At 73.2% G+C, this 25,855-nt stretch carries 19 protein-coding genes; 4 read left to right on the forward strand and 15 right to left on the reverse strand.

All coding sequences use genetic code 11. The features are described 5' to 3' along the window. Positions 1-15 precede the first annotated feature (15 nt). From infB to rimP, 4 genes are all read right to left on the reverse strand, one after another. Positions 16-3,153, reverse strand: coding sequence for a translation initiation factor IF-2 (gene infB / locus OG447_RS30705; RefSeq protein WP_266940755.1), 3,138 nt, complete (start codon positions 3,151-3,153; stop codon positions 16-18). Between the two features lie 151 nt (positions 3,154-3,304). Beyond that, complete coding sequence (locus OG447_RS30710; protein ID WP_266940757.1) at positions 3,305-3,592, reverse strand: YlxR family protein; 288 nt, start codon at positions 3,590-3,592, stop codon at positions 3,305-3,307. 179 nt (positions 3,593-3,771) lie between these two features. Continuing rightward, complete coding sequence (gene nusA / locus OG447_RS30715) at positions 3,772-4,770, reverse strand: transcription termination factor NusA (RefSeq protein ID WP_266940759.1); 999 nt, start codon at positions 4,768-4,770, stop codon at positions 3,772-3,774. 2 nt (positions 4,771-4,772) lie between these two features. Beyond that, positions 4,773-5,285 (reverse strand): ribosome maturation factor RimP, encoded by a 513-nt coding sequence (gene rimP, locus OG447_RS30720; protein WP_266940761.1) that lies wholly within the window; start codon positions 5,283-5,285, stop codon positions 4,773-4,775. A gap of 115 nt (positions 5,286-5,400) precedes the next feature. Here rimP and OG447_RS30725 point away from each other — a divergent pair, with 115 nt between their 5' ends. From OG447_RS30725 to OG447_RS30740, 4 genes are all read left to right on the forward strand, one after another. After that, complete coding sequence (locus OG447_RS30725; protein WP_266940762.1) at positions 5,401-6,009, forward strand: hypothetical protein; 609 nt, start codon at positions 5,401-5,403, stop codon at positions 6,007-6,009. After that, positions 6,006-6,449, forward strand: a complete 444-nt coding sequence (locus OG447_RS30730) for a ferritin-like domain-containing protein (RefSeq protein ID WP_266940764.1) — start codon at positions 6,006-6,008, stop codon at positions 6,447-6,449. The genes OG447_RS30725 and OG447_RS30730 overlap by 4 nt, the downstream gene beginning before the upstream one ends. Positions 6,450-6,529: 80 nt before the next feature. Beyond that, complete coding sequence (locus OG447_RS30735; protein ID WP_266940765.1) at positions 6,530-7,432, forward strand: aminoglycoside phosphotransferase family protein; 903 nt, start codon at positions 6,530-6,532, stop codon at positions 7,430-7,432. Positions 7,433-7,474: 42 nt separating this feature from the next. Then, entirely contained in the window at positions 7,475-8,557 is a 1,083-nt protein-coding gene (locus OG447_RS30740; RefSeq protein WP_266940766.1) for a slipin family protein, read from the forward strand. A gap of 117 nt (positions 8,558-8,674) precedes the next feature. Here OG447_RS30740 and OG447_RS30745 read toward each other — a convergent pair whose 3' ends face one another. The 11 genes from OG447_RS30745 to OG447_RS30795 all read right to left on the reverse strand — a co-directional run bounded on the left by OG447_RS30745 (position 8,675) and on the right by OG447_RS30795 (position 25,722). Then, positions 8,675-10,369 carry a proline--tRNA ligase gene (locus OG447_RS30745; protein WP_266940767.1) on the reverse strand — a complete coding sequence of 565 codons (1,695 nt, stop codon included), beginning with the start codon at positions 10,367-10,369 and terminating at the stop codon, positions 8,675-8,677. A gap of 42 nt (positions 10,370-10,411) precedes the next feature. Continuing rightward, entirely contained in the window at positions 10,412-10,984 is a 573-nt protein-coding gene (locus OG447_RS30750; RefSeq protein WP_266940768.1) for a GNAT family N-acetyltransferase, read from the reverse strand. A 59-nt stretch (positions 10,985-11,043) separates the two neighbouring features. Continuing rightward, on the reverse strand, positions 11,044-11,889 hold the full coding sequence (locus OG447_RS30755; protein ID WP_266940770.1) for a GNAT family N-acetyltransferase: 846 nt from the start codon (positions 11,887-11,889) through the stop codon (positions 11,044-11,046). 144 nt (positions 11,890-12,033) lie between these two features. Next, complete coding sequence (gene ispG, locus OG447_RS30760; protein ID WP_266940771.1) at positions 12,034-13,191, reverse strand: flavodoxin-dependent (E)-4-hydroxy-3-methylbut-2-enyl-diphosphate synthase; 1,158 nt, start codon at positions 13,189-13,191, stop codon at positions 12,034-12,036. A gap of 175 nt (positions 13,192-13,366) precedes the next feature. Continuing rightward, positions 13,367-14,668, reverse strand: a complete 1,302-nt coding sequence (locus OG447_RS30765) for an RIP metalloprotease (protein WP_266940773.1) — start codon at positions 14,666-14,668, stop codon at positions 13,367-13,369. Further along, entirely contained in the window at positions 14,665-15,918 is a 1,254-nt protein-coding gene (gene dxr / locus OG447_RS30770; protein ID WP_266940775.1) for a 1-deoxy-D-xylulose-5-phosphate reductoisomerase, read from the reverse strand. The genes OG447_RS30765 and dxr overlap by 4 nt, the downstream gene beginning before the upstream one ends. A gap of 20 nt (positions 15,919-15,938) precedes the next feature. Next, entirely contained in the window at positions 15,939-17,282 is a 1,344-nt protein-coding gene (locus OG447_RS30775; protein WP_266940776.1) for a hypothetical protein, read from the reverse strand. Positions 17,283-17,349: 67 nt separating this feature from the next. Then, entirely contained in the window at positions 17,350-19,317 is a 1,968-nt protein-coding gene (locus tag OG447_RS30780) for an acyl-CoA dehydrogenase family protein (RefSeq protein WP_266940778.1), read from the reverse strand. Positions 19,318-19,469: 152 nt separating this feature from the next. Beyond that, positions 19,470-20,915 (reverse strand): aldehyde dehydrogenase family protein, encoded by a 1,446-nt coding sequence (locus OG447_RS30785; protein ID WP_266940780.1) that lies wholly within the window; start codon positions 20,913-20,915, stop codon positions 19,470-19,472. A 681-nt stretch (positions 20,916-21,596) separates the two neighbouring features. Then, a complete protein-coding gene (locus tag OG447_RS30790) occupies positions 21,597-23,177 on the reverse strand; it encodes a PucR family transcriptional regulator (RefSeq protein ID WP_266940782.1) in 1,581 nt (526 codons plus the stop codon). 160 nt (positions 23,178-23,337) lie between these two features. Further along, on the reverse strand, positions 23,338-25,722 hold the full coding sequence (locus OG447_RS30795) for an ATP/GTP-binding protein (RefSeq protein WP_266940783.1): 2,385 nt from the start codon (positions 25,720-25,722) through the stop codon (positions 23,338-23,340). Between the last annotated feature and the right edge of the window lie 133 nt (positions 25,723-25,855).

Raw genomic sequence — 25,855 nt, forward strand, 5'->3', positions numbered from 1 at the left:
CGAACCGCCTCGCGCTTACGCGCGGGGCTTCTCGCGCATCTCGTACGTCGCGATGACGTCGTCGATCTTGATGTCGTTGTAGCTGCCGAGGTTGATACCGCCCTCGAAGCCTTCGCGAATCTCGGTGACGTCGTCCTTGAAGCGGCGCAGACCGGAGATGTTGAGGTTCTCCGCGATGACCTTGCCATCGCGCAGGAGCCGCGCCTTGGTGTTGCGCTTGACCTCGCCGGACCGGATGAGGACACCGGCGATGTTGCCCAGCTTGGACGAGCGGAAGATCTCGCGGACCTCCGCCGTACCGAGCTCGACCTCTTCGTACTCCGGCTTGAGGAGACCCTTCAGGGCCGCCTCGATCTCCTCGATGGCCTGGTAGATCACCGAGTAGTAGCGGACGTCGACACCCTCGCGGTCCGCCATCTGCGCGGCACGGCCGGCCGCACGGACGTTGTAACCGATGACGATGGCGTCGGAGCCCATCGCCAGCGAGATGTCGGACTCGGTGACCGCACCCACACCGCGGTGCAGGACCCGGATGTCGACCTCTTCACCGACGTCGAGCTGGAGCAGCGAGGACTCGAGAGCCTCGACCGCACCGGACGCGTCGCCCTTGATGATGAGGTTGAGTTCCTGGACCAGACCGGCCTTGAGCACGGAGTCGAGGTCCTCGAGGGACACACGACGGACGCGCTTGGCGAAGTTGGCGTTGCGCTCACGCGCAGCACGCTTCTCGGCGATCTGACGGGCCGTACGGTCCTCGTCGACGACGAGGAAGTTGTCGCCGGCGCCGGGGACGTTGGTGAGACCCAGGACCAGGACGGGGGTCGACGGACCCGCTTCCTCGACGTTGTTGCCCTTGTCGTCGAGCATGGCGCGCACTCGGCCGTAGGCGTCGCCCACGACCATCGTGTCGCCGACGCGGAGGGTACCGCGCTGGACGAGGACGGTGGCAACGGCACCGCGGCCGCGGTCGAGGTGGGACTCGATCGCAATACCCTGAGCGTCCTGCTCCGGGTTGGCGCGGAGGTCGAGCGAGGCGTCGGCGGTGAGGACGACGGCCTCGAGCAGGGAGTCGATGTGCAGACCCTGCTTGGCGGAGATGTCGACGAACATCGTGTCGCCGCCGTACTCCTCGGCGACCAGACCGAACTCGGTGAGCTGACCGCGCACCTTGACCGGGTCGGCACCTTCGACGTCGATCTTGTTGACCGCGACGACGATCGGTACGCCGGCGGCCTTGGCGTGGTTGAGCGCCTCGATCGTCTGCGGCATGACGCCGTCGTTGGCCGCGACCACGAGGATCGCGATGTCGGTCGACTTGGCACCACGGGCACGCATGGCGGTGAACGCCTCGTGACCGGGGGTGTCGATGAAGGTGATGCGACGCTCTTCGTCGTTGACCTCGGTGGAGACCTGGTAGGCACCGATGTGCTGCGTGATGCCGCCGGCCTCGCCCGCAACGACGTTCGTCTTGCGGATGGCGTCGAGCAGTCGGGTCTTACCGTGGTCGACGTGACCCATGACGGTCACGACCGGCGGACGCGGCATGAGGTATTCCTCGCCGCCCTCGTCCTCGCCGAACTCGATGTCGAAGCCCTCGAGGAGCTCGCGGTCCTCTTCCTCCGGGCTGACGATCTGAACCGTGTAGTTCATCTCGCCGGCCAGCATCTCGAGCGTCTCGTCGGAGACGGACTGCGTGGCAGTGACCATCTCGCCGAGGTTCATCATCACGGCGACGAGCGACGCCGGGTTGGCGTTGATCTTCTCCGCGAAGTCGGTGAGGGAGGCACCGCGCGACAGGCGAACGGTCTCGCCCTGGCCGCGAGGCAGCATCACGCCGCCGACGGACGGGGCCTGCATGGCCTCGTACTCCTGGCGCCTCTGACGCTTGGACTTGCGACCACGACGGGCCGGACCACCGGGACGGCCGAAGGCACCCTGCGTGCCACCACGGGCACCGGGACCGCCGGGACGTCCACCGAAGCCGGGACGACCGCCGCCACCGGCACCGGCCGGACCGCCGCCGAAGCCGCCGCCACCGGGACGGGGACCGCCGAAGCCGCCACCGCCACCGCCGGGACGCGAGCCCGGACCGGCCGGACGGCCGGCGAAGCCGCCGCCCGCGGGACGACCGGCGCCGCCGCCGGGACGGGCACCGCCCGCACCGGGACCACGGCCACCGGGGCCGCCACCGGGACGGGGACCGGGACCACCGGCAGCGGGACGCTGCGGCATCATGCCCGGGTTCGGACGGTTACCACCGGGAGCACCACCCGGACGCGGGGCGCCGCCCTGCGGACGGGGCATGCCACCGGGGGTCGGGCGACCAGCACCCTGACCCTGCGGACGCGGAGCGCCGCCGGGGCCGCCCTGCGGGCGGGGAGCACCCTGGCCGCCGCCGGCGCCGGGGGCACCGGGACGGGGAGCGCCGGCCGGACGGGGCGCCTGCGGGCGCGCCATGCCGGTGGAGCCACCAGAGGTGAAGGGGTTGTTGCCCGGACGGGGACCCGCCGGACGGGCGCCCTGCGGACGCGGGGCCTGAGCGCCACCGGGACGCTCGGTGCGCGCCGGGGCACCGGGAGTGGCGCCGGCCGGGCGCGGTGCGCCGGGACGGGCGCCGGGCTGGCCGCCCTGGGCCGCGGGACGCTCGGTGCGCGCCGGACGCGGACCGGGGGCCGCGGCGGCGGGACGCTCGGTGCGCGCCGGGGCGGCGGGAGCCGCCGGAGGCGCGGAGAACTCGGTCGCCACGGGAGCCGCCGGAGCGGGCTTCGGGGCGGCCGGAGCCTTCGGGCCGGGACGCGGGCCGGAGGCGGCCGGAGTCACCGGTGCGGGCGCTGCGGCGGCCGGAGCCTCCGCGACGACCGGCTTGGGGGCCGGTGCGCCGGGCTTCGGCGCAGCGGGACGTGCAGCGGCACCCGGAGTCGGAACCCCGGGCTTGGCGGGGGCAGCCTTGCGGGGCGCACCCGGCTTCGCAGCGGACTTGCCGGCGTTGCCGCCGGGGCCCTGCAGTGCGTCAGTCAACTTGCGTACAACCGGCGCCTCGATCGTCGAGGACGCCGAACGGACGAACTCACCGAGTTCCTGGAGCTTGGCCATGACGACCTTGCTCTCAACTCCGAACTCCTTGGCGAGTTCGTATACCCGGACCTTAGCCACTTCGCTCCTTTTAGGTCCGGGTTACGCCGGACCGTCGCTACTTCATGGGCGTACTCATCGCGTACTCATCGAGTGCTCATCGCAATCTCGACCTACTTCCAACTCGCGAGGTACCTGACCGCACGGATTGCCCGTGCCGTTCTCTTACTTCTTACGGTGTCGCCTCGACCGCTACGGCCAGGGCCTTGCGCAGTTCCTCCGTGTCGAGCGGTCCGGCGGACCGGAGGGCCCGGGGGAACGCGCGGCGGCGGACCGCCTGGTCGAGGCAGACCACGGCAGGGTGCACGTAGGCACCCCGGCCGGGCAGCGTACCGCGCGTATCAGGGACGCATTCGTCCCCGATCGCCACGATGCGCAGCAGATCGCTCTTGGCCGCTCGCTCCCGGCACCCCACACAGGTGCGTTCGGGGCATGCGCGGGCTTGCGTCCGGCCAGACACGCCTAAGTCTACCTCCCCGCACCGACCTCTCCCCCGACAAGTGGCGGGCGAAAGATCGAACGGCTGTCGTGTTGTCTTGATCTGCTGCGTCACGGCCCGCCGCCGGACCGGGTTCCGGTCGCGGCGGCACGGCTGTCGTGACTCCTGTCTACCGTCCGGTAAGCCCGGCCGGTAGTGGTTTATTCCGCGTCCCGGTCCGAAGGCTGCTCGGTGTCGGGACGGATGTCGATGCGCCAGCCGGTGAGCCGCGCGGCGAGGCGGGCGTTCTGGCCCTCCTTGCCGATGGCCAGCGACAGCTGGTAGTCGGGCACGGTCACCCGGGCGGAGCGGGTGTCCCAGTCGACGACCTCGACCTCGCTCACCCGGGCGGGTGACAGCGCGTTCGCGACCATCTCCGCCGGATCGTCCGACCAGTCGACGATGTCGATCTTCTCGCCGTGCAGCTCGGCCATCACGTTGCGCACGCGGCTGCCCATCGGGCCGATGCAGGCGCCCTTCGGGTTGAGGCCCGAGCGGGTGGACCGTACGGCGATCTTGGTGCGGTGACCGGCCTCACGGGCGATCGCCGAGATCTCGACGCTGCCGTCGGCGATCTCGGGAACCTCCAGCGAGAAGAGCTTCTTCACCAGGTTGGGGTGGGTGCGCGAGAGGGTCACGGACGGACCGCGCACGCCCTTCGCCACCCGCACGACGTACGCCTTCAGGCGCAGGCCGTGCGTGTACTCCTCACCGGGGACCTGCTCCTGCACCGGCAGGATGGCCTCCAGCTTGCCGATGTCGACCAGGACGTTCTTGGGGTCCTTGCCCTGCTGGACGACGCCGGTGATGACGTCTCCCTCACGGCCCGCGAACTCGCCGAAGGTCAGGTCGTCCTCCGCGTCGCGCAGACGCTGGAGGATCACCTGCTTGGCGGTCGTCGCGGCGATCCGGCCGAAGTCCGACGGGGTGTCGTCGAACTCCTTGGGCTCCTGGCCCTCTTCGAGATCCCTCGGGTCTTCCGTCGCCCACACGACCACGTGACCGTTGGTGCGGTCCAGCTCTACGCGGGCGCGGCGGAAGCTCCCCTCGGTCCGGTGGTACGCGATGAGGAGGGCCGACTCGATCGCCTCGACGAGCAGGTCGAAGGAGATCTCCTTCTCCCGGACCAGACCCCGCAGGGCACTCATGTCGATGTCCACGGCTACGCCTCCTCTTCCTTCTTGTCCTTGCGGTTGAACTCGATCTCGACACGCGCCTTGGCGATGTCGGTGAATGCGATACGGCGGGCGGTCGCCTTGCGGCCCTTCACGCCCGGGACTTCGAGGTCGAGACCCTCGTCGTCCACATCGAGGATGCGGGCGATCAGTTCCCCGGCACCCTTCTCACCTTCGGCGGAAAGCTGGAACTTGACGAGACGGCCGGTCGCCCGTACGTAGTGACGGTGCTCGGTCAGCGGGCGGTCGGCGCCCGGCGAGCTCACCTCGAGGACGTACTCGTCCTCGCCCATCACGTCGGTCTCGTCGAGCAGGTCGGAGACCTCGCGACTCAGCTCGGCACACACGTCCAGCTCCACGCCCTCGTCGGAGTCCACGATGATGCGAAGCATCCGGCGCTTGCCCGCCTTGGACGTCTCGATCTCCTCGAGGTCCAGTCCCTTGGCGGCGACGAGCGGCTCCAGCAGTCCGCGCAGCCTGTCGCTCTGGGTGGTGCTCATCCGGGTGACTCCTCGGCCGCGTGTGCTGTTGTGGTTTTCCGTCGTGTGTCAGGTCAAAGGGTATCCGGTCGCGGAGGGTGTTGCCGTCCGCCCTCGGGGCGGGGCCCCGGGTACCGTGATCACACCCTGCCCCGCCATCACCCCCGAGGACGTCGCCGTGCCCTGGACTCTGCCATCGAGGCCCTCGCGCAGGAGCCTGCTCGCCGGCGCCGCCGGTGCGGCCGGCGCCGCGCTGCTCACCGGGTGCTCGGACGGGGATTCGCCCGGCGCCGGCACCGAATCCGGGGTTCCACTCGAACGGCGGATGCGGGAAGCGGCCGCAAGTGACAGTGCGCGGCTGCTGGAACGTTACGACGCCACCACCACCGCCCATCCGGCCCTGGCCCAGCGCCTCGCGCCGTTGCGCACCGCCGTCGCGGCGCACGTGGCGGCCCTGGCTTCCCCGGGCCCCGTACCGGGCTCGCCCTCGGCGTCACCCTCGGGATCGCCCTCCCCCACCGGTGTGACCTCGGCCGGAGCGCCCGTGGCGAGTGCCGAGCCGGTGCCCCCGCAGCCGGCCGACGCCCTGACGGCCCTCGCGGACGCCGAGCGGAGCCTGTCCGAGGCCCGGACCGTCGACCTGGCCGGCGCACCCGGGGAGCTGGCCCGGATGCTGGCCTCGGTGGCCGCCTGCGGCGCCGTCCACGCGTACCTGCTGACCACGACCCCCGGAGCCAAGCCGTGAAGCCCGAACCGCCCTCCGTCGCCGGCGGGGCCCTGGCGGCCGCGCAGGCCGCCCTCGCCGCCGAGCACGCGGCCGCGTACGGCTACGGGGTGATCGGCGCCCGGGCCGACGCCGCCCGGACGACCGAGGCCCGCGAGGCGTACAGCGGCCACCTCGCCCGGCGGGACGCGCTCGCCCGGACCGTACGGGAGCTGGGCGGTTCGCCCCGGCCGGCGGAGGCGGCGTACGCGCTGCCGTTCGAGGTGCGCACCCCCGCCGACGCCGGGCGGCTGGCCGCCGACATCGAGGACCGGGTGGCGGGCGCGTACTCCGACCTGGTGCGGGCGGCGGAGGGGCCGCTGCGCCGCATGGCGGCCGACGCGCTGAGCGCCTCGGCCGTGCGCGCGGCACGGTGGCGCGGTGTCGGCGTAGCCTTCCCTGGGCTCACGGAAAAGCGCTGAGGACGGCACACGGAGTGTCCGGCCCCGATCCGCCGGACACTCCCCCGGGGCCCCGCACAGCTGAAAGGGACCACGCACGCATGGCTTTCGAACCGCCGCAGCGGCTTGTACGGGCGCTCGGCGAGCTGCCGGAATCGGCGCAGGACGCGGACTGGCTGGGGCAGTTGTCCGGGCTCACCGAGGCCGCACTGGCCCGGCGCGAGGTGGAGGCCCAGCGGGTGCAGGCCCCGGGCGGACGCAGCAGCCTGGTCGTCCTCGTCCGGTACGCCGACGGGACCCCGGCCGCGCTGAAGCTCGCGCCGCCGCACGCCCACCCGGAGCGGGAGCTGGCCGCGCTGGCCCACTGGGGCGGGTTCGGGGCCGTACGGGTCCTCGACAGCCGTCACCACGAGGAGGACGGGGCGCTGCTGCTGGAGCGGCTCCACCCGGAGGTCTCGCTGAGGTCGCTGCCGGAGGCGAAGGCCCTGCTGGAGGCCTGCGGGACGCTGCGCAGGCTCTGGGTGGCGCCGGCGGCCGGGCAGCGCTGGGAGACGGTGGCGCAGCGTACGGAGCGCCAGGCGCAGGCGCTGCGTGCGGCGCCGGCGGAGGTCCGGTCCCTGGCCGACGCGGCCCTGGCCTTCCGGGACGAGCTGGTTGCCGCGCCGCCGGAGGAGCTCCTGCTGCACGGGAACTTCCGGCAGGGCAAGGTACTGGCGGGCGAGCGGGCGCCGTGGCTGACGGTGGGCCCGGACCCGCTGACCGGCGAGCGGGCGTACGACCTGGCCCGGCTGGTCCGGGACCGGCTGGAGGACCAGGTCGCCTCCTCGGCGGGCGCGGCGGGGGCCCGGCGCCGGGTCAACAAGCTGGCCGACGCCCTGGAGGTGGACCGGGAGCGGCTGCGGGGCTGGACGGTGTTCCGGGCCGTGGAGTCGGGGAACCGGGCACTGGCCGCCGGGCGGCGCCGGGACGCGGAGCTGCTGCTGGAGTTCGCGGCCTGGCTGTAGGGCATACCGTAAGTACGTACGGATGTCCGGCAGGGGGCCGCCATGGTCGAAGAACTGCTGACAGCGGTGATCGCCGCGGGTGTGGGCGTCGTGGTCTACGTGGGCGCCGCCGCCCGGGTGGTGAAGCAGTACGAGCGGGGCCTGGTCTTCCGCTTCGGTCGGCTGCGCGATGACATCCGGGGACCGGGCTTCACCGTGATCGTCCCCGTCGTGGACCGCCTGCGGAAGGTCAACATGCAGATCGTGACGCTGCCGGTGCCGGCCCAGGAGGGCATCACCCGGGACAACGTCACGGTCCGGGTGGACGCCGTCGTGTACTTCAAGGTCGTCGACCCCGCGAACGCGATCGTGGCGGTGGAGGACTACCGCTTCGCCGTCTCGCAGATGGCGCAGACCTCGCTGCGGTCGATCATCGGCAAGTCCGACCTGGACGATCTGCTCTCCAACCGGGAGATGCTCAACCAGGGCCTGGAGCTGATGATCGACAGCCCGGCGGTGGGCTGGGGCGTGCAGATCGACCGGGTCGAGATCAAGGACGTGTCCCTGCCGGAGACGATGAAGCGGTCGATGGCCCGGCAGGCGGAGGCGGACCGCGAGCGCCGCGCCCGGGTGATCAACGCGGACGCGGAGCTGCAGGCCTCGCACAAGCTGGCGCAGGCGGCGGAGGTCATGGCGGACCAGCCCTCGGCGCTTCAGCTGCGCCTGCTCCAGACGGTGGTGGCGGTGGCCGCGGAGAAGAACTCCACCTTGGTCCTGCCGTTCCCGGTGGAGCTCCTGCGCTTCCTGGAACGCGCCGCGCCCGCGCCTGTGCCTGCGGCGCCTGTCCCGCACGAGGACCCGGCCCCGGCCGGTCCGGCCACCGAGGGCCCCGGGCCGGCCGCGGTCGACGACGCGCCGGACGCCGGCCGGTACCTGGAGGCGCCGCCTCCGGCCCCGGCGGACCTGGCTCCGGGCGAGGCCCCGCCCGCGGTGGAACCGGCTCCTGAGGGAGCCCCGCCTCCGGCCGCGCTCGACAGCCCGGCGGGCGGCGACGGCCTGTACCTGGACGCGCCGCCGCCGGACCCGGACGCGCCGCCGCCGGACCCGGACGGGCCGCCGCCGGACCCGGACGGGCCGCGCGGGTAGGCCGCTGCGCGGAGCCCGTCCCCTACCCGCCCTTCCGCCGTTCCCCGGGCTCTGCCCGGACCCGCGCCTCAAACGCCGGCGAGGCTGGACTGGCCCCCGCACCGGCGCCGCGCACGGTTACGTCAGGCGGGCGAGGGCCTCCGCCAGCGGGAGCTCCTCGCGGGTGCCCGACGCGCGGTTCTGGAGCTCGACCACCGATTCCGCCGAGCGGCGGCCCGCCACCAGGATCCACGGGACGCCGATCAGCTCCGCGTCCGTCAGCTTCACGCCCGGGGACAGCCCCGGGCGGTCGTCCAGCAGGACCCGCAGCCCCGCGGCGGCCAGGGCGTCGGCCGCCTCCTGCGCCAGCGCCAGCGGGACCGCCTTGCCCGCCGCCACCACGTGGACGTCGGCCGGGGCCACCGCCGCGGGCCAGCACAGTCCGCGCTCGTCGGCCGTCTGCTCGGCCAGCGCCGCCACCGCGCGGGAGACGCCGATGCCGTACGAGCCCATGGTCACGCGGACCGGCTTGCCCTCGCGGCCCAGCACGTCCAGCCCGAAGGCGTCCGCGTACTTGCGGCCCAGCTGGAAGATGTGCCCGATCTCGATGGCCCGGTCGAGCCGCAGGCCCGCGCCGCAGGAGGGGCAGGGGTCGCCCGGCTCCACGACCACCACGTCCAGGTACTGGTCCACCTCGAAGTCGCGGCCGCAGACCACGTTCCGGGCGTGGGTGTCCGCCCGGTTGGCCCCGGTGACCCAGGAGGTGCCGGGTGCGACGCGGGGGTCCGCGAGGTAGCGGACCTTCTCCAGGCCCTGCGGGCCCACGTAGCCGCGTACCAGGTCGGCGCGGCCCTCGAAGTCCTCCGCCGTCACCAGTTCCACGACCGCCGGGGCAAGGTGCTCGGCCAGCTTGCCGAGGTCCACCTCCCGGTCGCCCGGTACGCCGACGGCCACGATCTCGCCGTCCACCTTCACCAGGAGGTTCTTCAGGGTCGCCGAGGCGGGGACCCCCAGGTGCGCCGCCAGGGTCTCGATCGTCGGGGTGTCGGGGGTGTCCACCTCCTCCAGCGCCGGGTGCTCCCCGGCCACGGGGGTCAGCGCGAAGGTGACGGCCTCCGTGTTGGCCGCGTAGGAGCAGGAGGGACAGTCCGCGAAGGTGTCCTCGCCGGCCGCCGCGGGCGCCAGGAACTCCTCCGAGGCCGAGCCGCCCATCGCGCCCGACACCGCGGACACGATCCGGTGGTCCAGACCGAGCCTCTCGAAGATCCGGACGTACGCCTCGCGGTGCAGCCGGTACGACTCCTCCAGCCCCTCCTCGGAGACGTCGAAGGAGTACGAGTCCTTCATCTGGAACTCGCGCCCGCGCAGCACGCCCGACCGGGGCCGCGCCTCGTCGCGGTACTTGGTCTGGATCTGGTACAGCATGACCGGCAGGTCCTTGTAGGACGTGCACTGGTCCTTCACCAGCAGGGTGAAGATCTCCTCGTGGGTCGGGCCGAGCAGGTAGTCCGCGCCCTTGCGGTCCTTGAGCCGGAACAGCAGGTCGCCGTACTCCGACCAGCGCCCGCTGACCTCGTAGGGCTCCTTCGGCAGCAGCGCCGGCAGCAGCACCTCCTGGGCGCCGATCCCGTCCATCTCCTCGCGGACGATGCGCGAGACGTTGTCCAGGACCCGCTTGCCCAGCGGAAGCCAGGTCCACACCCCGGCCGAGCTGCGCCGAACGTACCCGGCGCGGACCAGGAGCCGGTGGCTGACGGTCTCGGCGTCCGCCGGGTCCTCGCGGAGGGTCTTGGCCATGAGACGGGACATGCGCTGCACGTGTTGCGTTGACATACCGGGAGGTTACCGGGGCCGCTCAGAGCCCCGGAACCGAATTCAGGGCCTGCGCAGCGGCAGCGGCGCGCCCATGACGGCGTACGGGAGGCTCGCGCTCGGGAAGTGCACCCGGCGGGCGAGGTCCGTGTAGCCGAGGGCCCGGTAGAGCCGGCGGGCCGGGCTGTCGGTGTCGACGGCGGAGAGGATCGAGCGCGGCTCCGCGGCGCTGTCGGTGATGCGGGTGATCAGGGCGCGGCCGACGCCGTGGCCCTGGAAGCCGGGGTGGACGTGGAGCTCGGTGATGACGAAGGAGCCGTCGAGCCAGCCCTCGTGGCCGTCGGCCCGCAGGTAGGGCTCGACGATGGTGGACCACCAGTAGGCGCGGTCGTTCGGCATCCCGTACACGAACCCGGTGAGCGCCCCGTCCTCGGTGAACGCCCCGAGCGCGCGGGCCCCGCCGCAGGCCATGTGGCGCTGGACGATGTAGCGCCGGATGCCGACCTCCTCCTCGCTGAGGCCGAAGGCGACCGCCTGCACGCGCAGGGCCTCGTCCACGCGGGCGGCGAGGTCGAGCGGGCCGATCTGGAGGCCGGCGGGGCGGACGGGGTCGTCGCCCCCGGGGATTGGCAGCATGCGGCGACCTTACTGCGGAGTAGGGGCGCTCGGGTATGGCGGCGGGATCTGGTGTCCGGTCAGAAGAGGACGCTCATGAACGCGCCGACTTCGCGGAAGCCGACCCGCCGGTACGCCGCCCGCGCGGCGGTGTTGAAGTCGTTGACGTAGAGGCTGACCACGGGTGCCATGTCCCGCAGGGCGTAGGCGACGACGGCGGCCATCCCGCTCTCGGAGTGGCCCCGGCCGCGGAATTCGGGGGCGACCCACACGCCCTGGATCTGGCAGGCCCGTGCGGTGGCGGCGCCGATCTCCGCCTTGAAGACGACCTTGCCGTCCTCGACGCGGGCGAAGGAGCGGCCGCTGGCGACGAGCTCGGCGACGCGGGCCTGGTAGAGCAGCCCGCCGTCACCGGCCATCGGCGAGATGCCGACCTCCTCGGTGAACATGGCCACGCACGCGGGCATGATCAGGTCCATCTCGTCCTTGCGGATCCGGCGGACCAGGGGGTCGGCCCGGACCGTGGCGGACGGCTCCTCGATGATCATGAGCGGCTGGTGGGAGCGGACGTCGCGGGCCGGTCCCCAGCTGGGTTCCAGGAGCTGCCACAGCAGCCGGGTGGCGTCGGCGGGGCCGACGATGGACGAGCAGCGGCGGCCGGTGCGGCGGGCCCGGTCGGCGAAGGCGCGTACGGCGTCGGGTCCGGCGCAGACGGGGACCAGGTTGGCGCCGGCGTAGCAGAGGGAGCGGAGCTCACCGCCCGCGTACCAGCCCCACATCTCGCCGCCCAGGCGCCACGGGTCGAGTCCGGCGACCTGGACCCGGGAGGTGACGAAGGCGTTCGCGACCGGCTCGCGTCCGAGGACTTCGAGCGCGGCGTCGAGATCACTGGGCTCAAGGACCCGGGTGGTGGTCTGCGTCAACACTGGGGCCTCACCGTACAAGTCTGCTGGTCTACGCACTGTACCCGGCGCCGCTTGAGGATGCCGCGTCCCGCGGATCACAAAAAAGGCCCGGCCCCGCCCCCCGGCTGGCGGGGGACGGGGCCGGGCCGCACGATCCCTGAGGACTCAGACTCCGATGGCGACGGTGGGCTCGCCGGACATCACGCCGTCCTTCTCCATCTGCTCGGCGATCTTCATCGCCTCTTCGATGAGGGTCTCCACGATCTTCGACTCCGGGACGGTCTTGATGACCTCGCCCTTCACGAAGATCTGGCCCTTGCCGTTGCCGGAGGCGACACCCAGGTCGGCCTCGCGGGCCTCGCCCGGGCCGTTGACGACGCAGCCCATGACCGCGACGCGCAGCGGGACCTCCATGCCCTCCAGGCCCGCCGTGACCTCCTCGGCCAGCTTGTACACGTCCACCTGGGCGCGGCCGCAGGACGGGCAGGAGACGATCTCCAGGCGGCGCGGCTTGAGGTTCAGCGACTCCAGGATCTGGATGCCGACCTTGATCTCCTCCACCGGCGGGGCGGAGAGGGAGACGCGGATGGTGTCGCCGATGCCCTCGGAGAGCAGCGCGCCGAAGGCGACGGCCGACTTGATGGTGCCCTGGAAGGCCGGGCCGGCCTCGGTGACGCCCAGGTGCAGCGGGTAGTCGCAGGCGGCCGCGAGCTGGCGGTAGGCGTTGACCATCACGACCGGGTCGTTGTGCTTGACCGAGATCTTGATGTCGCTGAAGCCGTGCTCCTCGAAGAGGGAGGCCTCCCACAGCGCGGACTCCACCAGCGCCTCGGGGGTGGCCTTGCCGTACTTCTTCAGCAGCCGGGCGTCGAGCGAGCCCGCGTTCACGCCGATCCGGATCGGGGTGCCCGCGTCCTTGGCGGCCCGGGCGATCTCCTTGACCTTGTCGTCGAACTGCTTGATGTTGCCCGGGTTCACGCGGACCGCGGCGCAGCCGGCGTCGATCGCGGCGAACACGTACTTGGGCTGGAAGTGGATGTCGGCGATCACCGGGATCTGCGACTTCTTCGCGATCACGGCGAGGGCGTCGGCGTCGTCCTGGGTCGGGCAGGCGACCCTGACGATGTCGCAGCCGGAGGCGGTCAGCTCGGCGATCTGCTGGAGCGTGGCGCCGATGTCGGAGGTGCGGGTGGTGGTCATCGACTGCACCGAGATTTGCGAATCGCCGCCGACGGCCACGGAGCCGACCTGGATCTTGCGGCTGACCCGGCGGTCGGCAAGCTTCGTCGGCACGGACGGCATTCCGAGTGAGATGGCAGTCATCTGCTGTGCAACCCCAAGGTGTGGATCAAGGTCCCGAGATCGGCGGGCTCCAGCCTCCGAGATTACGCCAATCCCCGCCGCGCCCTCGCATCCGGAGGGGCATGCCACCCGAACGTAGGGGGCCGGGCACGATGCGTGCCCGGCCCCTGAACGCGCGTGGTACCCGGGCAGGCGGCTAGGTGATCTTGATCGGGTTCACCACGTCGGCCACGAGCACGAGCGCGGTGAAGCAGACGAAGACCCCGGCCACCACATACGCGGCGGGCATCAGCTTCGCCACGTCGAACGGGCCGGGATCGGCGCGCCGGAAGAGCCGTGCGACATTGCGCCGGAGCGACTCCCACAGGGCGCCCGCGATGTGTCCGCCGTCCAGCGGCAGCAGCGGGAGCATGTTGAACAGGAATAGGGAGAGGTTGAACATGCCCAGGACGTTCAGCATGATCGACATCCGCTGCTCGGCCGGGATGTCCAGGGTGGCGATCTCCCCGTTGATCCGGGCCGCTCCGACGATGCCCATCGGGGAGTCCGGCTCCCGCTCGGCGCCGTTGAAGGCCGCGTTCCACAGGGCGGGGACCTTGGCCGGGAGCTGGATCAGCCCCTGCACGCTGTTCTCCACGATCTCGCCCATGTGGTCCACGGACTGCCCGAAGGACAGCGCGGCGATCTCGCTGCGGGGCGTGAAGCCGAGCCAGCCGGCCGTCACGTACTCGCCCTTGACGTATCCGCCGTGGCCGTCCGTCTTGGCGACCTGGTTGGGGATCAGGTTCACCGGGAGGACCGTCTCGCGCCCGTCGCGGACGACGGTGACGGTGGCGGGGCCCACGGTGTCGCGGATCTTCTGCTGCAGGGCGGTCCAGTCGGCCACCTCGCGGCCGTTGAAGGCGACGATCCGGTCGTCCACCTGGAGTCCGGCGGCCTTGGCCGGGGCCGCCGGGTCGCCGTCCTTGCAGACCTCGCGGTTCTGGCTCTGCTTGATGACGCACGGCGAGACGGTCGCGACCTGGGTGGTCGTCTGGTTGACCCCGAAGGTCATCCAGACGCCGAAGAAGATCGCCAGCGCCAGCACCAGGTTCATGAAGGGGCCGGCGAACATCACGATCACGCGCTTCCACGGCTTGCGCGTGTAGAAGAGCCGCGTCTCGTCGCCGGGCTGGAGCTCCTCGTACGCCGCCGAGCGCGCGTCCTCGATCATCGAGCGGAACGGCGAGGTCGAACGGGCGGTGACCTTGCCGTCCTCACCGGGCGGGAACATCCCGATCATGCGGATGTAGCCGCCCATCGGGATGGCCTTGATGCCGTACTCGGTGTCGCCCCGCTTCCGCGACCAGATGGTCCGGCCGAAACCGACCATGTACTGCGGTACGCGGATGCCGAAGAGTTTGGCCGTGGAGAGGTGGCCGAGCTCGTGCCAGGCGATGGAGAACAGCAGCCCGATCACGAAAATGACGACGCCGATCGCCGTCAGCAATATCGTCATGCGCCCGCCTCCACGGCGGCGCGAGCCGCCATCTCCTGTGCCCGGGCCCTGGCCCAGGTCTCCGCTTCGAGGACGTCCGAGAGGGTGAGGGAAGTTCCCGCGTCCGGCGTCCCGTGCTCATCGACCACGGCAGAGACCGTATCCATGATTGCTGTGAACGGCAGCCGACCGGCCAGGAACGCCTCTACGCACTCCTCGTTCGCCGCATTGAACACCGCCGGGGCCGTACCGCCGAGGGTACCCACGTGCCGGGCCAGGTCCACCGCGGGGAACGCCTCGGTGTCCAGCGGGAAGAACTCCCAGGTCGACGCCTTGGTCCAGTCGAAGGCGGGGGCCGCGTCCGGGATCCGCTCGGGCCAGCCGAGGCCGATCGCGATGGGGCCGCGCATGTCCGGCGGGGTGGCCTGGGCGAGGGTGGAGCCGTCGGTGAACTCCACCATGGAGTGCACGTAGGACTGCGGGTGGACCACGACCTCGATCTGGTCGAAGGGGATGTCGTAGAGCAGGTGGGCCTCGATGACCTCCAGCCCCTTGTTGACCAGGGTCGCCGAGTTGACGGTGATCACCGGGCCCATGGCCCAGGTGGGGTGGGCCAGCGCGTCCTGGACGGTGACCCCCGCGAGCTCGGCGCGGGTGCGGCCGCGGAAGGGCCCGCCGGAGGCGGTGACCACGAGCTTGCGCACATCGGCCCGGGTCCCGGCGGCGAGCGCCTGGAAGAGCGCGGCGTGCTCGGAGTCCACCGGGATGATCTGGCCCGGCTTCGCGAGTTCCTTGACCAGCGGGCCGCCGACGATCAGCGACTCCTTGTTGGCGAGGGCCAGGGTCCGGCCCGCCCTCAGGGCGGCGAGGGTGGGCGCGAGGCCGATGGAGCCGGTGATGCCGTTGAGGACGGTGTGGCACTCGGAGGCCGCGAGCACGGTCGCCGCGTCGGGACCGGCCAGGATCTCGGGCAGGGCCTCGGACGGGCCGTACTGGGCGCTCAGCGCCTCCTTCAGGGCCGGTACGACGTCCTCGCGGGCCACGGCCACGGCGGCGACCCGCAGCAGCCGGGCCTGCTCGGCCAGCAGCCCGACCCGCCCGCCGGCCGCGGAGAGCGCGGTGACCCGGAACCGGTCCGGGTGGCGCAGGGCGAGGTCGATGGCCTGGGTGCCGATGGACCCGGTGGACCCGAGGATGACGATGTCCCGGATGCCCGCCGACGCGTCGAAGAGGACGTGCGGATCGGCAAGGGGGGCTTGGCGGTCGCTCATGCCCCCATTGTTGCCGCAAGTCAGGGGCGGTTGGACACGGAGTCCCCGTGAACGACCCCGGCGAGCAGTTCGGGGAGCGTTCCGGCGAACTCCGGCAGCGAGCGGGCGGCGCCCCACCAGGCGTCGGCGTCCGTGCCGAGGGCGTCGGCGAACAGCCGGTCCGCCTCGGCCCGGGCGGCGAGGACCGCCTGCGGCCGGTCGTGCCGGTCGGGGAGGTCCACGTCGCCCAGCCAGTGGTCCTCGTCCAGCGCCCAGGCGGCGGGGGCCTTGTGCCCGATCACGTCGGTGCCGGTGAGCAGGCCGCGGTCGAGGCAGTCGCGGACCCACCGGACGTCCTCGCGCAGGTCGCCCATGGCATTGGGCACGGCGAGGCTGGCCAGGGCCAGCTCGCGCTGTACGCCGCCGACGGGCTCCGGGGAGCCGGGGGCCAGCGCCTCGACGGCCCGCGCGAGGTCCGGGCCGTCCCCGGTGACGGGCAGCGGCCCGGGCACGGTCCCGTCCGCCACCGCGGCCACCAGTTCGGGCAGGGTTCCGCGGAAGCCGGGGGCGTGCCGTTGCAGCTCGGCCCACAGCCGCGGGTCGTCGCCCAGCGCGGGCCGCAGCACCCGGTGCAGTGCCGAGCGCATCCCGGCCCACTCGGCCAGGTTCCAGGCGAGCCGGCCGGTGCCGTGCGCCTGGCCGAGCAGCAGGGTCCGGTGGGCGGGGGCCACCGCCGCCGCGAGCTCGTCGAAGGTGAGGGTGCCGGTCCGGACCGCGCGCACGGCGGGGCGGTGCCAGTGGGGGCCGTACGAGCCCTGCGCGCGCGTGTCGAGCAGTGCGAGGCAGACCCGCCGGTCCAGTCCGGCCACGAGCAGCAGGGCCTCGACCGAGCCGGGCGGCAGCGGGGAGCGGGCGTGCTCGCGGAGCAGGGCCCCGGGGTCGAGCGCGTGCGGGAGGGCGAGCACGTCGAGCGGCACGCGGGGGCGGCGGCTGCCGTGCCGGCGCAGCAGGGCGATCAGCTCCGCGCCGGTCAGCGGCGGGTTCCCGGGCCCGGCCTCGCGGCCCAGCTCGGCGCTGAGCGTGGCCAGCAGGGCGGGCGCGGGGCCGGACCGGGCGGCGTACCGCGCGGGGCCCGGCAGGCCGGGCAGCGGGCGGCCGAGCACCTGGGGGTTGCGGGCGATGGTGCGGCGGTCCTCGTCGGTGCCGTAGCGCAGGAGCAGGGTGACGACGGGCGCCGGGAGGTACTCGTCGCGGCAGAGGTAGCGGCGGGTGGCCGCGTCGAGGCGGCCGAGCACCCAGGCCGCGACGGTGTCCGGTGCGTGGCGCAGCAGCAGCGCCACGCACCAGGCCAGCCGCCTGCTCTCCCGGTCCGCGTCCACATGCATCCGATTCCCCGTCGCCGCGCGCATACGCCTGTCCGGCGTGCGGCGATGATCGCAGTTCAGGGACGGTTCAGCGAAGGGGGCGGTGGACGTTTTTCCGGGTGGAGGGGCCGGGGGTGGCGTCGGCGATCCACGGACCGTCGCCCGAGGGGTCGAGTACGCCTTCCTCCAGCCAGGTGTAGGTGCCGGACAGGACTCCCTGCACCACGGTGCGGTCGAGGTCGTCGGTGTTGGTCCAGAGCCGTCCGAAGAGCTCCTCGACACGGATCCGGGACTGCCGGCAGAAGGCGTCGGCCAGCTGGTAGGCCTCGCGGCCGTGGTCGCCCTTGGCCCGCAGGTGCTCGGCGCGGACGCAGGCGGCGCTCATCGCGAAGAGTTCGGCGCCGATGTCGACGATCCGGCCGAGGAAGCCCTGCTTGGTCTCCATGCGGCCCTGCCAGCGGGACATGGCGTAGAAGGTGGACCGGGCGAGCTTTCGGGCGCTGCGCTCGACGAAGCGCAGGTGGGTGGCGAGGTCGGGGTGGCCGCCGGGGTGGAACTCCCGGTAGGTGCCGGGGACCTGTCCGGCTCCCGTGGCCAGTTTGGGCAGCCAGCGGGCGTAGAAGCCGGCCGCGCGGGCGCCCGCCTTCGCCTTGTCGCCCAAGGCCTTCTCGGGGTCGATGAGGTCGCCCGCGACCGCCAGGTGGGCATCGACGGCCTCGCGGGCGATCAGCAGGTGCATGATCTCCGTCGAGCCCTCGAAGATCCGGTTGATCCGCAGGTCGCGGAGCATCTGCTCGGCGGGCACGGCGCGCTCGCCGCGGGCGGCGAGGGACTCGGCGGTCTCGAAGCCGCGGCCGCCGCGGATCTGCACGAGCTCGTCGGCCATCAGGCAGGCCATCTCGGAGCCGTAGAGCTTGGCGAGGGCCGCTTCGATGCGGATGTCGTTGCGGTCCTCGTCGGCCATCTGGGAGGCGAGGTCGACGACGGCTTCGAGGGCGAAGGTGGTGGCGGCGATGAAGGAGATCTTGGCGCCGACCGCCTCGTGCCGCGCCACGGGCCGCCCCCACTGCTCGCGGACGCCGGACCACTCGCGGGCGATCTTCAGGCACCACTTCCCGGCGCCGACGCACATGGCGGGCAGCGAGAGCCGGCCGGTGTTGAGGGTGGTCAGGGCGATCTTCAGACCGGAGCCCTCGGCGCCGATCCGCTGCCCGGCGGGGACCCTGACCTGGTGGAATCGGGTGACGCCGTTCTCCAGGCCGCGCAGCCCCATGAAGGCGTTGCGGTGTTCGACGGTGATCCCCGGGGAGTCGGCCTCCACGACGAAGGCGGTGATCCCGCCCCGGTGGTTCTCGCTCCTGGGCACCCGGGCCATGACGACGAGGAGGTCGGCGACGACCCCGTTGGTCGTCCACAGCTTCACGCCGTCGAGGACGTACGCGTCGTCCCCGTCGGGGACGGCCGTGGTGGCCAGGCGCGCCGGGTCGGATCCCACGTCCGGCTCGGTGAGCAGGAACGCGCTGATGGCGGTCGTGGCGCAGCGGGGCAGATAGGCGTCCTTCTGCTCCTGGGTGCCGAACATCTTCAGCGGCTGGGGCACGCCGATCGACTGGTGGGCGGAGAGCAGGGCGCCGATGGCGGGGCTGACGGAGCCGACGAGGGCGAGCGCCTTGTTGTAGTAGACCTGGGTGAGGCCGAGGCCCCCGTACTTGGGGTCGATCTTCATGCCGAGCGCGCCGAGCTCCTTGAGCCCGCGCACGGTCTCGTCGGGGATCTTCGCCTCGCGCTCGATGCGGGCACCGTCGATCGAGGTCTCGCAGAACTCCCGCAGCCGGGCCAGGAAGGCCTCGCCCCGCCGGACGTCCTCGTCGGCGGGGAGCGGGTGGGGGTGGATCAGGTCGAGCCGGAACCGTCCCAGGAAGAGTTCCTTGGCGAAGCTGGGCTTGCGCCAGTCCTGTTCCCGGGCCGCTTCCGCGACCTGTCGTGCCTCGCGCTCGGTCACCTTGGGCTGCGTGCCACTGGGCTGTACGGGCTGTGCGGGCTGTGTTGCGGACATGAGGGGGCTCACCTCGCCGCCGGAGTCGGTGGTACCGGCCTACCGGCCGGTGCTACCTGTGAGTCGTACCCGTTCTGGGCGGCGGGGAAAAGGGGGACGGCCGGAGCCCCCGCACAGTAGGCTCCGGCCGTCGGCTTTTTGGCCGTACGAGATCAGATGTCGAGGCCGGTCAGGACCAGGACTCGCTCGTACGTGTAGTCGTCCATCGCGTAGCGGACGCCCTCGCGGCCCACGCCGGACTGCTTGACGCCGCCGTACGGCATCTGGTCGGCGCGGTAGGACGGCGCGTCGCCGATGATCACGCCGCCGACCTCGAGCTCGCGGTGGGCGCGGAACGCGGTCTGGATGTCCCGGGTGAAGACGCCGGTCTGGAGACCGAACTTCGAGTCGTTGACGGCGGCGAAGGCCTCGTCGGTGTTCTCGACCCTCTTCAGGGTGAGGACCGGTCCGAAGACCTCCTCGGTGGCCAGCTTGACGCCGTCCGGGACCTCCGCGAGGACGGTGGGCTCGTACGAGGCACCCTCGCGCTTGCCGCCGGCGAGCAGCTTGGCTCCGGCGGAGACCGCCTCGTCCACCCAGGACTCGACGCGCTGGGCGGCGGCTTCGGAGACGAGCGGGCCGACGTCGGTGGCCGAGTCGGAGGGGTCGCCGGTGACCTGGGCCTGGACCTTCGTCACGACCTTCTCCACGAGGCGGTCGTAGACGGTGGCGTCGGCGATCACCCGCTGCACGGAGATGCAGGACTGGCCGGCCTGGTAGTTCGAGAAGGTCGCGATCCGGGTCGCGGCCCAGTCGAGGTCGGCCTCCGAGGCCCAGTCGTCCAGGACCACGGCAGCGGCGTTGCCGCCGAGCTCCAGGGTGCAGTGCTTGTGGGGCACCGACTGCTGGATGGCGTAGCCGACGGTGTCGGAGCCGGTGAAGGAGATGACGGGCAGGCGCTCGTCCTTGACCAGGGCGGGCATCTTGTCGTTCGCGACCGGCAGGACCGACCAGGAACCGGCCGGGAGGTCGGTCTCGGCGAGCAGCTCGCCGAGGATCAGCCCCGACAGGGGCGTGGCCGGGGCGGGCTTGAGGATGATCGGCGCGCCGACGGCGATGGCCGGGGCGACCTTGTGGGCGCACAGGTTCAGCGGGAAGTTGAACGGCGCGATGCCGAGGACCGGACCCTTGACGAAGCGGCGGGTCAGCGCGAGCCGGCCGACGCCGCCGGCGTCGGTGTCGAGGCGCTGGGCCTCTCCGCCGTTGAAGCGGCGGGCCTCTTCGGCGGCGAAGCGGAACACGGACACCGCACGGCCGACCTCACCGCGGGCCCACTTGACGGGCTTGCCGTTCTCGGCGGAGATCAGCTGGGCGATCTCCTCGGTGCGCTCGGCGAGCCGCTTGGACACGTGGTCCAGGGCAGCGGCCCGTACGTGGGCGGGGGTCGCGGAGAACTCCGCCGTCACGGCGTACGCCGCGGCCACGGCCTCCTCGACCTGCGCGTCGGTGGGCACGCTGACCGTACCGACGAGGCGGCCGTCCCACGGGGAGTGGACGTCGAAGCTGTCCTCGCCGGTGGCCTGGCGGCCGGCGAGCCAGAAGGCGTGGGTGGAAGTCATGCGAATCCCGGCCCTTCGGAGTGTGCGGTGGGTCCTTGTCCCCTCCACCGTAGGACTCCGCCGGGGATTCGGCGTTTATCCGGGGTGTAGTACCTGCGGGGTGGGCTGCGCCGGTTTGTCAGTGTCGCCGGGTTCCCTGCGGGCTGCTCGGCCGTGTCGGTTCGGCTGCGCCCGGCCCCCTGGGGCTCCGCCCCAGACCCCGCGCCTCAAACGCCGGCGGGGCTGGATTTGGCCCTGGCTTCGCCCCTGGGGGCAGGCGGGCCTGGTCGGTGGTGTCGGTGCGCGGGGCCGCTCCGGGTTGTCTCCTCGGCTCGCGCACTGAGCCCGACCCGACGTCATCAGCCTGGGTTGCGCGCTCGTCCTGCGGGGACAACCCTGCGCGTCCCCACTCCCCTCCACCACGGCTACGCCTTCCGAAGCCCGGGCGTGGGGCGGGGTCGCGCAGGAGAGTCCCCGCAGGACGAGCGCGCAACCCAGGCCGCACATGCGTAGCCAGGGCTCAGTGCGCGAGCCGAGGAGACGCTCCGGAGCGTCCCCGACCCACACCCCGCCAAGCCCCCGCCAGGGCCAAGGCCAAACCCAGCCCCGCCGGCGATTGAGGCGCGGGGTCCGGGGCGGAGCCCCGTGCAACGGCGCCGCAGAGGCCAAGCCCCGTACACCGCTGAGCCTGGCCGCAGGCCGTCAGGTCGGGGTCGATGTTGCCTTCAGGGCCAGCCACAACTCCATGCGGACGTCCGGGTCGTCGAGCGAGCGGCCCAGGATCTCCTCGACCCGCTTCATCCGGTAGCGCAGCGTGTGCCGGTGCACACCGAGATCGGCTGCGGCCGCGTCCCACTGGCCGTGGCGGGAGAGCCACGCCTGCAAGGAGGCCACCAGGTCGCCGCGCCCCACCGCGTCGTGCTCGCGCAGCGCCCGCAGGGTGCCGTCCGCGAAGGCGCGTACGGCCTCGTCGGCCAGCAGGGGCAGGACCGAACCCGCCGCCATCTCCTCGTGCTCGACCAGCGGCCGGCCCCGGCGGCGGGCCACGGCGAGGGCCTGGTCTGCCTGTTTCATGGCGCTCGCCACGCCCAAGGGCCCGGCCGGGGCGGACAGGCCGACCACCAGCTCGTCCGGTTCCGGCCCGGTGGCCTCGCGCCCGCGCCGGGACTCCAGTGCCTCCGCGTGGTCCGCGCAGGCGTGTACGGCCGAGCCCCCGTCGGCGGCCAGCACCACCAGCCGGCCGGGCTCCGGCACCACCAGCAGCGCCTCGCCGGTGCGGGCGGCCGCCGACTCCACCGCGTCGGTCAGCAGCGCCAGCCCCTCGGGCTGGGCCGTGCCGGGCAGCGCCGGTTCGGCCACGATCAGCCGGAACGGCGCTTCCAGCAGAGCGCCGTACAGGTCCCCGGCCACGGCCCGCGCATGCTCGGCCTCCCCGGCCAGCAGCATCCGCAGCACGGCCGCCCCCAGCCGGGACTCGGCGTCGTGCAGGGAGCGCGAGCGTTCGGTGGTGAGGGTGAGCAGCGCCACCGCGGAGTGGACGGCGTACCGCTCGGCCGTGCCCAGCGGGGCCCCCGTGCCCACGGCGAGCGCGCCCCGGGCCCGGCGGCCGGTGCCCAGCGACTGGAGCTCGACCCGGTCGTCGGAGCCGCCGACCACCGCGCTGGCGGGCGCGGGCCGCTCCCGCAGCCGCTCCACGTCGGGGGTGAGCCGGGCGGCCCGCCGGGCGGCCCAGTCGGGGGCGGCCGCGACGACCGCGCCGGAGGTGTCGTACAGCGCGGCCCAGCCGTGCACGTGCGCGGCCAGTTTCGCCAGCAGGTCGGCGGGCCCGTCGGCGGACAGCGCGGCCCGGGTCAGTTCCCGCTGGGCCTCGAAACCGGCGGTCACGGCCCGGTACTGGTCCGCGGCGAGGGCCGCGGAGACGGCCTTGCTGATCGCCAGGAAGGGGGTGCGGCGCGGCACCTCCAGCAGGGGCAGGTCCTCGGTCCGCGCGGCCTCGACCAGCGCCTCGGGGATCGCCTCGTAGTTGACGCCGATCGCGAAGCCGATGCCGACGACCCCGGCCGCGGCGAGGCGCCGGACGTAGCGGCGCATCTCCTCGGGGTCCTCGGCGTCCAGCTTCATGGCGGTGATCAGGAGGAGTTCCCCGCCCTCCATGTAGGGGACGGGGTCGGCGAGCTCGCTGACGTGGGCCCAGCGCACGGGGGTGTCGAGGCGGCTCTCCCCCGCCCGGACGCTGAGCTTGAGGGCCGAGTGCTGGACGAGCGAGGCGAGGGTGAGCGGCATCGGTTACCAGGGGCCTTAGCGGAAGGGGGCGGCGGAACACGCGGCGGCAGGTGCGGTGGAGGGGCGGCAGGAGAGGCGGCAGGAGGGCCGTACGCGCTTTTCGCCGTGTCGTATGAACGGCTCCCCTCGATTCTGCCATCCCGTACGGGTCCCCCTGCGGTCAGGCCGTCCCGGTGAGCCTGACCAGCAGCGGGGCGGCCCGCTCCCCGCGGACGGAGGTCAGCGACAGCACGGCGTGCCCGGGCGGTACGGCGTGCGCCAGGTCGGAGGCGGACCAGCGCTCCCGCTCCACCTGCCGGACGGTCACCGCGTCCGTGGTAACCGCCTTGCCCGTGACGAGCTTGCGGAAGGCGTGGATGGCCCGGGTCAGCGGCTGGTCGGCGAAGACGGTCCGGTGGGTGACGTCCCGCGTCTCCACCCACTCGGTGCCCCAGGCCTCCGCGAAGCGCTTGCCGTCCCAGGTGGTGACCCCCGAGAAGGCCATCCGGCAGCCGACCGCCCCGAGGAGGGGCGTCCGCAGCGCCTCCGGTACGTCGTCCAGCGTCCGCAGCGTCAGCAGGACGCCCGCGTTGGCCGAGCGCAGCCGCTGCACGCCCCGCACGGTCTCCGGGGTGAGGGTGTGCGAGGCGTCGTCGATGGCGAGGAAGGCGAAGAGGGAGCGGTCGGTGCGGGCCGCGGCGGCCGCGTTGAACTGGGCGAGCAGCAGCCGGGCCAGCATGCGGGAGGCGTCGGCGTGCCCGCGCTCGGGCAGGTCGACGCGGACCCGGATCGGGTGTTCCAGGGCGCGCAGCGAGAAGGGCCGGCCCTGGCCGGTGGTCTCGAAGTCGCCCCCGTCGGAGGCCCCGACGTTGAAGAACGCCGCGAAGGCGGGCCGGTCGAGCAGGGCCACCCGGTCCGCGAGGGCAGGTCCCGGGTCGGCGGGGGCGCCGTGCTGCCGCTCCCGCGCGTCGAGCTCGCGCAGCATGGTGAACTGCCCGGCCTCCTCGAGCGTGCGCCGCAGCCCCGCGAGGGCGGGCGGGACCTGGTCGAGCAGTTCGCGCAGCTCGGGTACGGCGGGGAAGCGGCCGTACGCGGCACGGAACGGCCCGAGCAGCTGGGCGAGGGCCGTCGCGGCGCGGCGTACGTCGATGCCCGGGATGTCTCCGACGAAGGCCTCGGCGAGCAGGGTGGCCGCCTCGTCGGGGTCGGTGGTGCCGCCGTAGAGGTCGAGGTCGTAGACGGAGGCGGGGTCGCCGACGCGGACCACGACGTCGTAGGCGGAGTCCGGGCCGAGCCGGGTCCCGGCCGCGCCGACGGCGACGACGGCGGCCTGGCCGGCCAGTGCCTGGAGGGCGAGGGACTCCACGACCGGCCGCACCAGCCGGGCGGTCTTGCCGGTGCCGGAGGGGCCGACGGCCAGCAGGGAGGTGCCGAGGACGTCGGGGTCGAGGGCGAGGCCGGTGCCGCGGCGGGCGTAGGGGTTCTGCGCCCCGTCCACGGCCGCGCCCAGCAGCACCTGGCGGGCCAGCAGGTCGTGCCGGGCGGCCCGCGCGGGCAGGTCGCGGAAACCGGAGGGGTGGACGCAGGCGCCGGCGCCCTTGTCCCGTACGGCGTCGGCGAAGGCCCGCAGCCGGGAGGGGTCGACGCGTACGGAGTCCCAGGCGCGGCGGATGCGCGCGTAGTCCACGTCGTTCATCCGCCCGGCGGCGATCTCCCCGCCGAGCCGCTCCGCCGCCTCCGCGAGCCCGGCGGCCCGCACCTGCGGCCATCCGGCGGGGTCCTCGGCGGCCCGGTCCGGCTGCGCCGGGGCGGCCGGGGCCGCTCCCGGGGCGGAGCGGCCCCGCCATCCGGCGAGCCGTGCGAAGAAGTAGAGGACGGGCCCGTAGAGCACCACGTACAGCAGGTTGACGACGAGCCCGCCCGTCCTGCCCAGCTCGTGGTAGGGCAGGTGCGCGAAGGCCAGGTCGTAGGCGGTGAGGGTCTTCGTCGAGATCAGCGCCATCACGAAGAGGGCCCCGGCCGCGGCCCCGGCGACGCGGGCGCCGGCTCCGCGCACCGCGACGAGCCGTTCGAAGGCCAGGCCCCAGGAGCCCAGCCGGCTGAACCAGAGGACCAGCGCCCCGGTCAGCACCAGCGCGTAGGCCTCCAGGGCGGCCGCGCCGCGGTGGTCGGCGGCGCGGCCGCCGAGCTCCCACCAGTCGCGGGGGGTGAAGAGCCTGAGGGGCAGGTCGGAGTACGGGATGTAGCCGTTGGTCAGCAGGGACCACAGCAGTACACACGCCAGGAAGGAGATGACCGCCCCGCTCAGCAGCGACCGGTCGGTGACGGGCTCGGCGTCCTCCCCCTCCCGCGGCTCGTGTCCGAACCTCCACACGCCGGGCTCGGCCGCAGGCCGCGGGGTGCGCAGCCAGTCCGCCAGCGACGGCCCGACGGCCGGCGCGTGGGCGGGCTTCGGCGGGGCGGAGCCGGGGGCGGGTGGGGCCGCGGGGGCGGGTGGGGGCCCGGCGGGCCTCGGTACGTGACCCGCGCGGGTCGCCTGTCCGTCGTACGTGCCCTCGGTGTCCATGAACCCCTGCCCCCTGCCCGTGCGTGCGCTGCGGCGCTCAATCTAGTGCCCGGTACCGGGCACGGGGCCCTGAGATGGGCGAGTCCGAGGCACTCTCCACAAGACACGCGCCCTGTCCTTCCTATGGCCGTCA

Origin of the sequence: Streptomyces sp. NBC_01408 (genome assembly GCF_026340255.1) — a bacterium.
Taxonomy (GTDB): domain Bacteria; phylum Actinomycetota; class Actinomycetes; order Streptomycetales; family Streptomycetaceae; genus Streptomyces.

Excerpts from the sequence above, each read along its gene's own strand:
- OG447_RS30785 (WP_266940780.1), bottom strand. The coding sequence starts at position 20,915 with ATGACTTCCACCCACGCCTTCTGGCTCGCCGGCCGCCAGGCCACCGGC.
- ispG (WP_266940771.1), bottom strand. The coding sequence starts at position 13,191 with ATGACTGCCATCTCACTCGGAATGCCGTCCGTGCCGACGAAGCTTGCC.
- OG447_RS30750 (WP_266940768.1), bottom strand. The coding sequence starts at position 10,984 with ATGCTGCCAATCCCCGGGGGCGACGACCCCGTCCGCCCCGCCGGCCTC.
- OG447_RS30795 (WP_266940783.1), bottom strand. The coding sequence starts at position 25,722 with ATGGACACCGAGGGCACGTACGACGGACAGGCGACCCGCGCGGGTCAC.
- dxr (WP_266940775.1), bottom strand. The coding sequence starts at position 15,918 with ATGAGCGACCGCCAAGCCCCCCTTGCCGATCCGCACGTCCTCTTCGAC.
- OG447_RS30775 (WP_266940776.1), bottom strand. The coding sequence starts at position 17,282 with ATGCATGTGGACGCGGACCGGGAGAGCAGGCGGCTGGCCTGGTGCGTG.
- OG447_RS30745 (WP_266940767.1), bottom strand. The coding sequence starts at position 10,369 with ATGTCAACGCAACACGTGCAGCGCATGTCCCGTCTCATGGCCAAGACC.
- OG447_RS30765 (WP_266940773.1), bottom strand. The coding sequence starts at position 14,668 with ATGACGATATTGCTGACGGCGATCGGCGTCGTCATTTTCGTGATCGGG.
- rimP (WP_266940761.1), bottom strand. The coding sequence starts at position 5,285 with ATGAGCACCACCCAGAGCGACAGGCTGCGCGGACTGCTGGAGCCGCTC.
- OG447_RS30740 (WP_266940766.1), top strand. The coding sequence starts at position 7,475 with ATGGTCGAAGAACTGCTGACAGCGGTGATCGCCGCGGGTGTGGGCGTC.
- OG447_RS30735 (WP_266940765.1), top strand. The coding sequence starts at position 6,530 with ATGGCTTTCGAACCGCCGCAGCGGCTTGTACGGGCGCTCGGCGAGCTG.
- OG447_RS30790 (WP_266940782.1), bottom strand. The coding sequence starts at position 23,177 with ATGCCGCTCACCCTCGCCTCGCTCGTCCAGCACTCGGCCCTCAAGCTC.
- OG447_RS30780 (WP_266940778.1), bottom strand. The coding sequence starts at position 19,317 with ATGTCCGCAACACAGCCCGCACAGCCCGTACAGCCCAGTGGCACGCAG.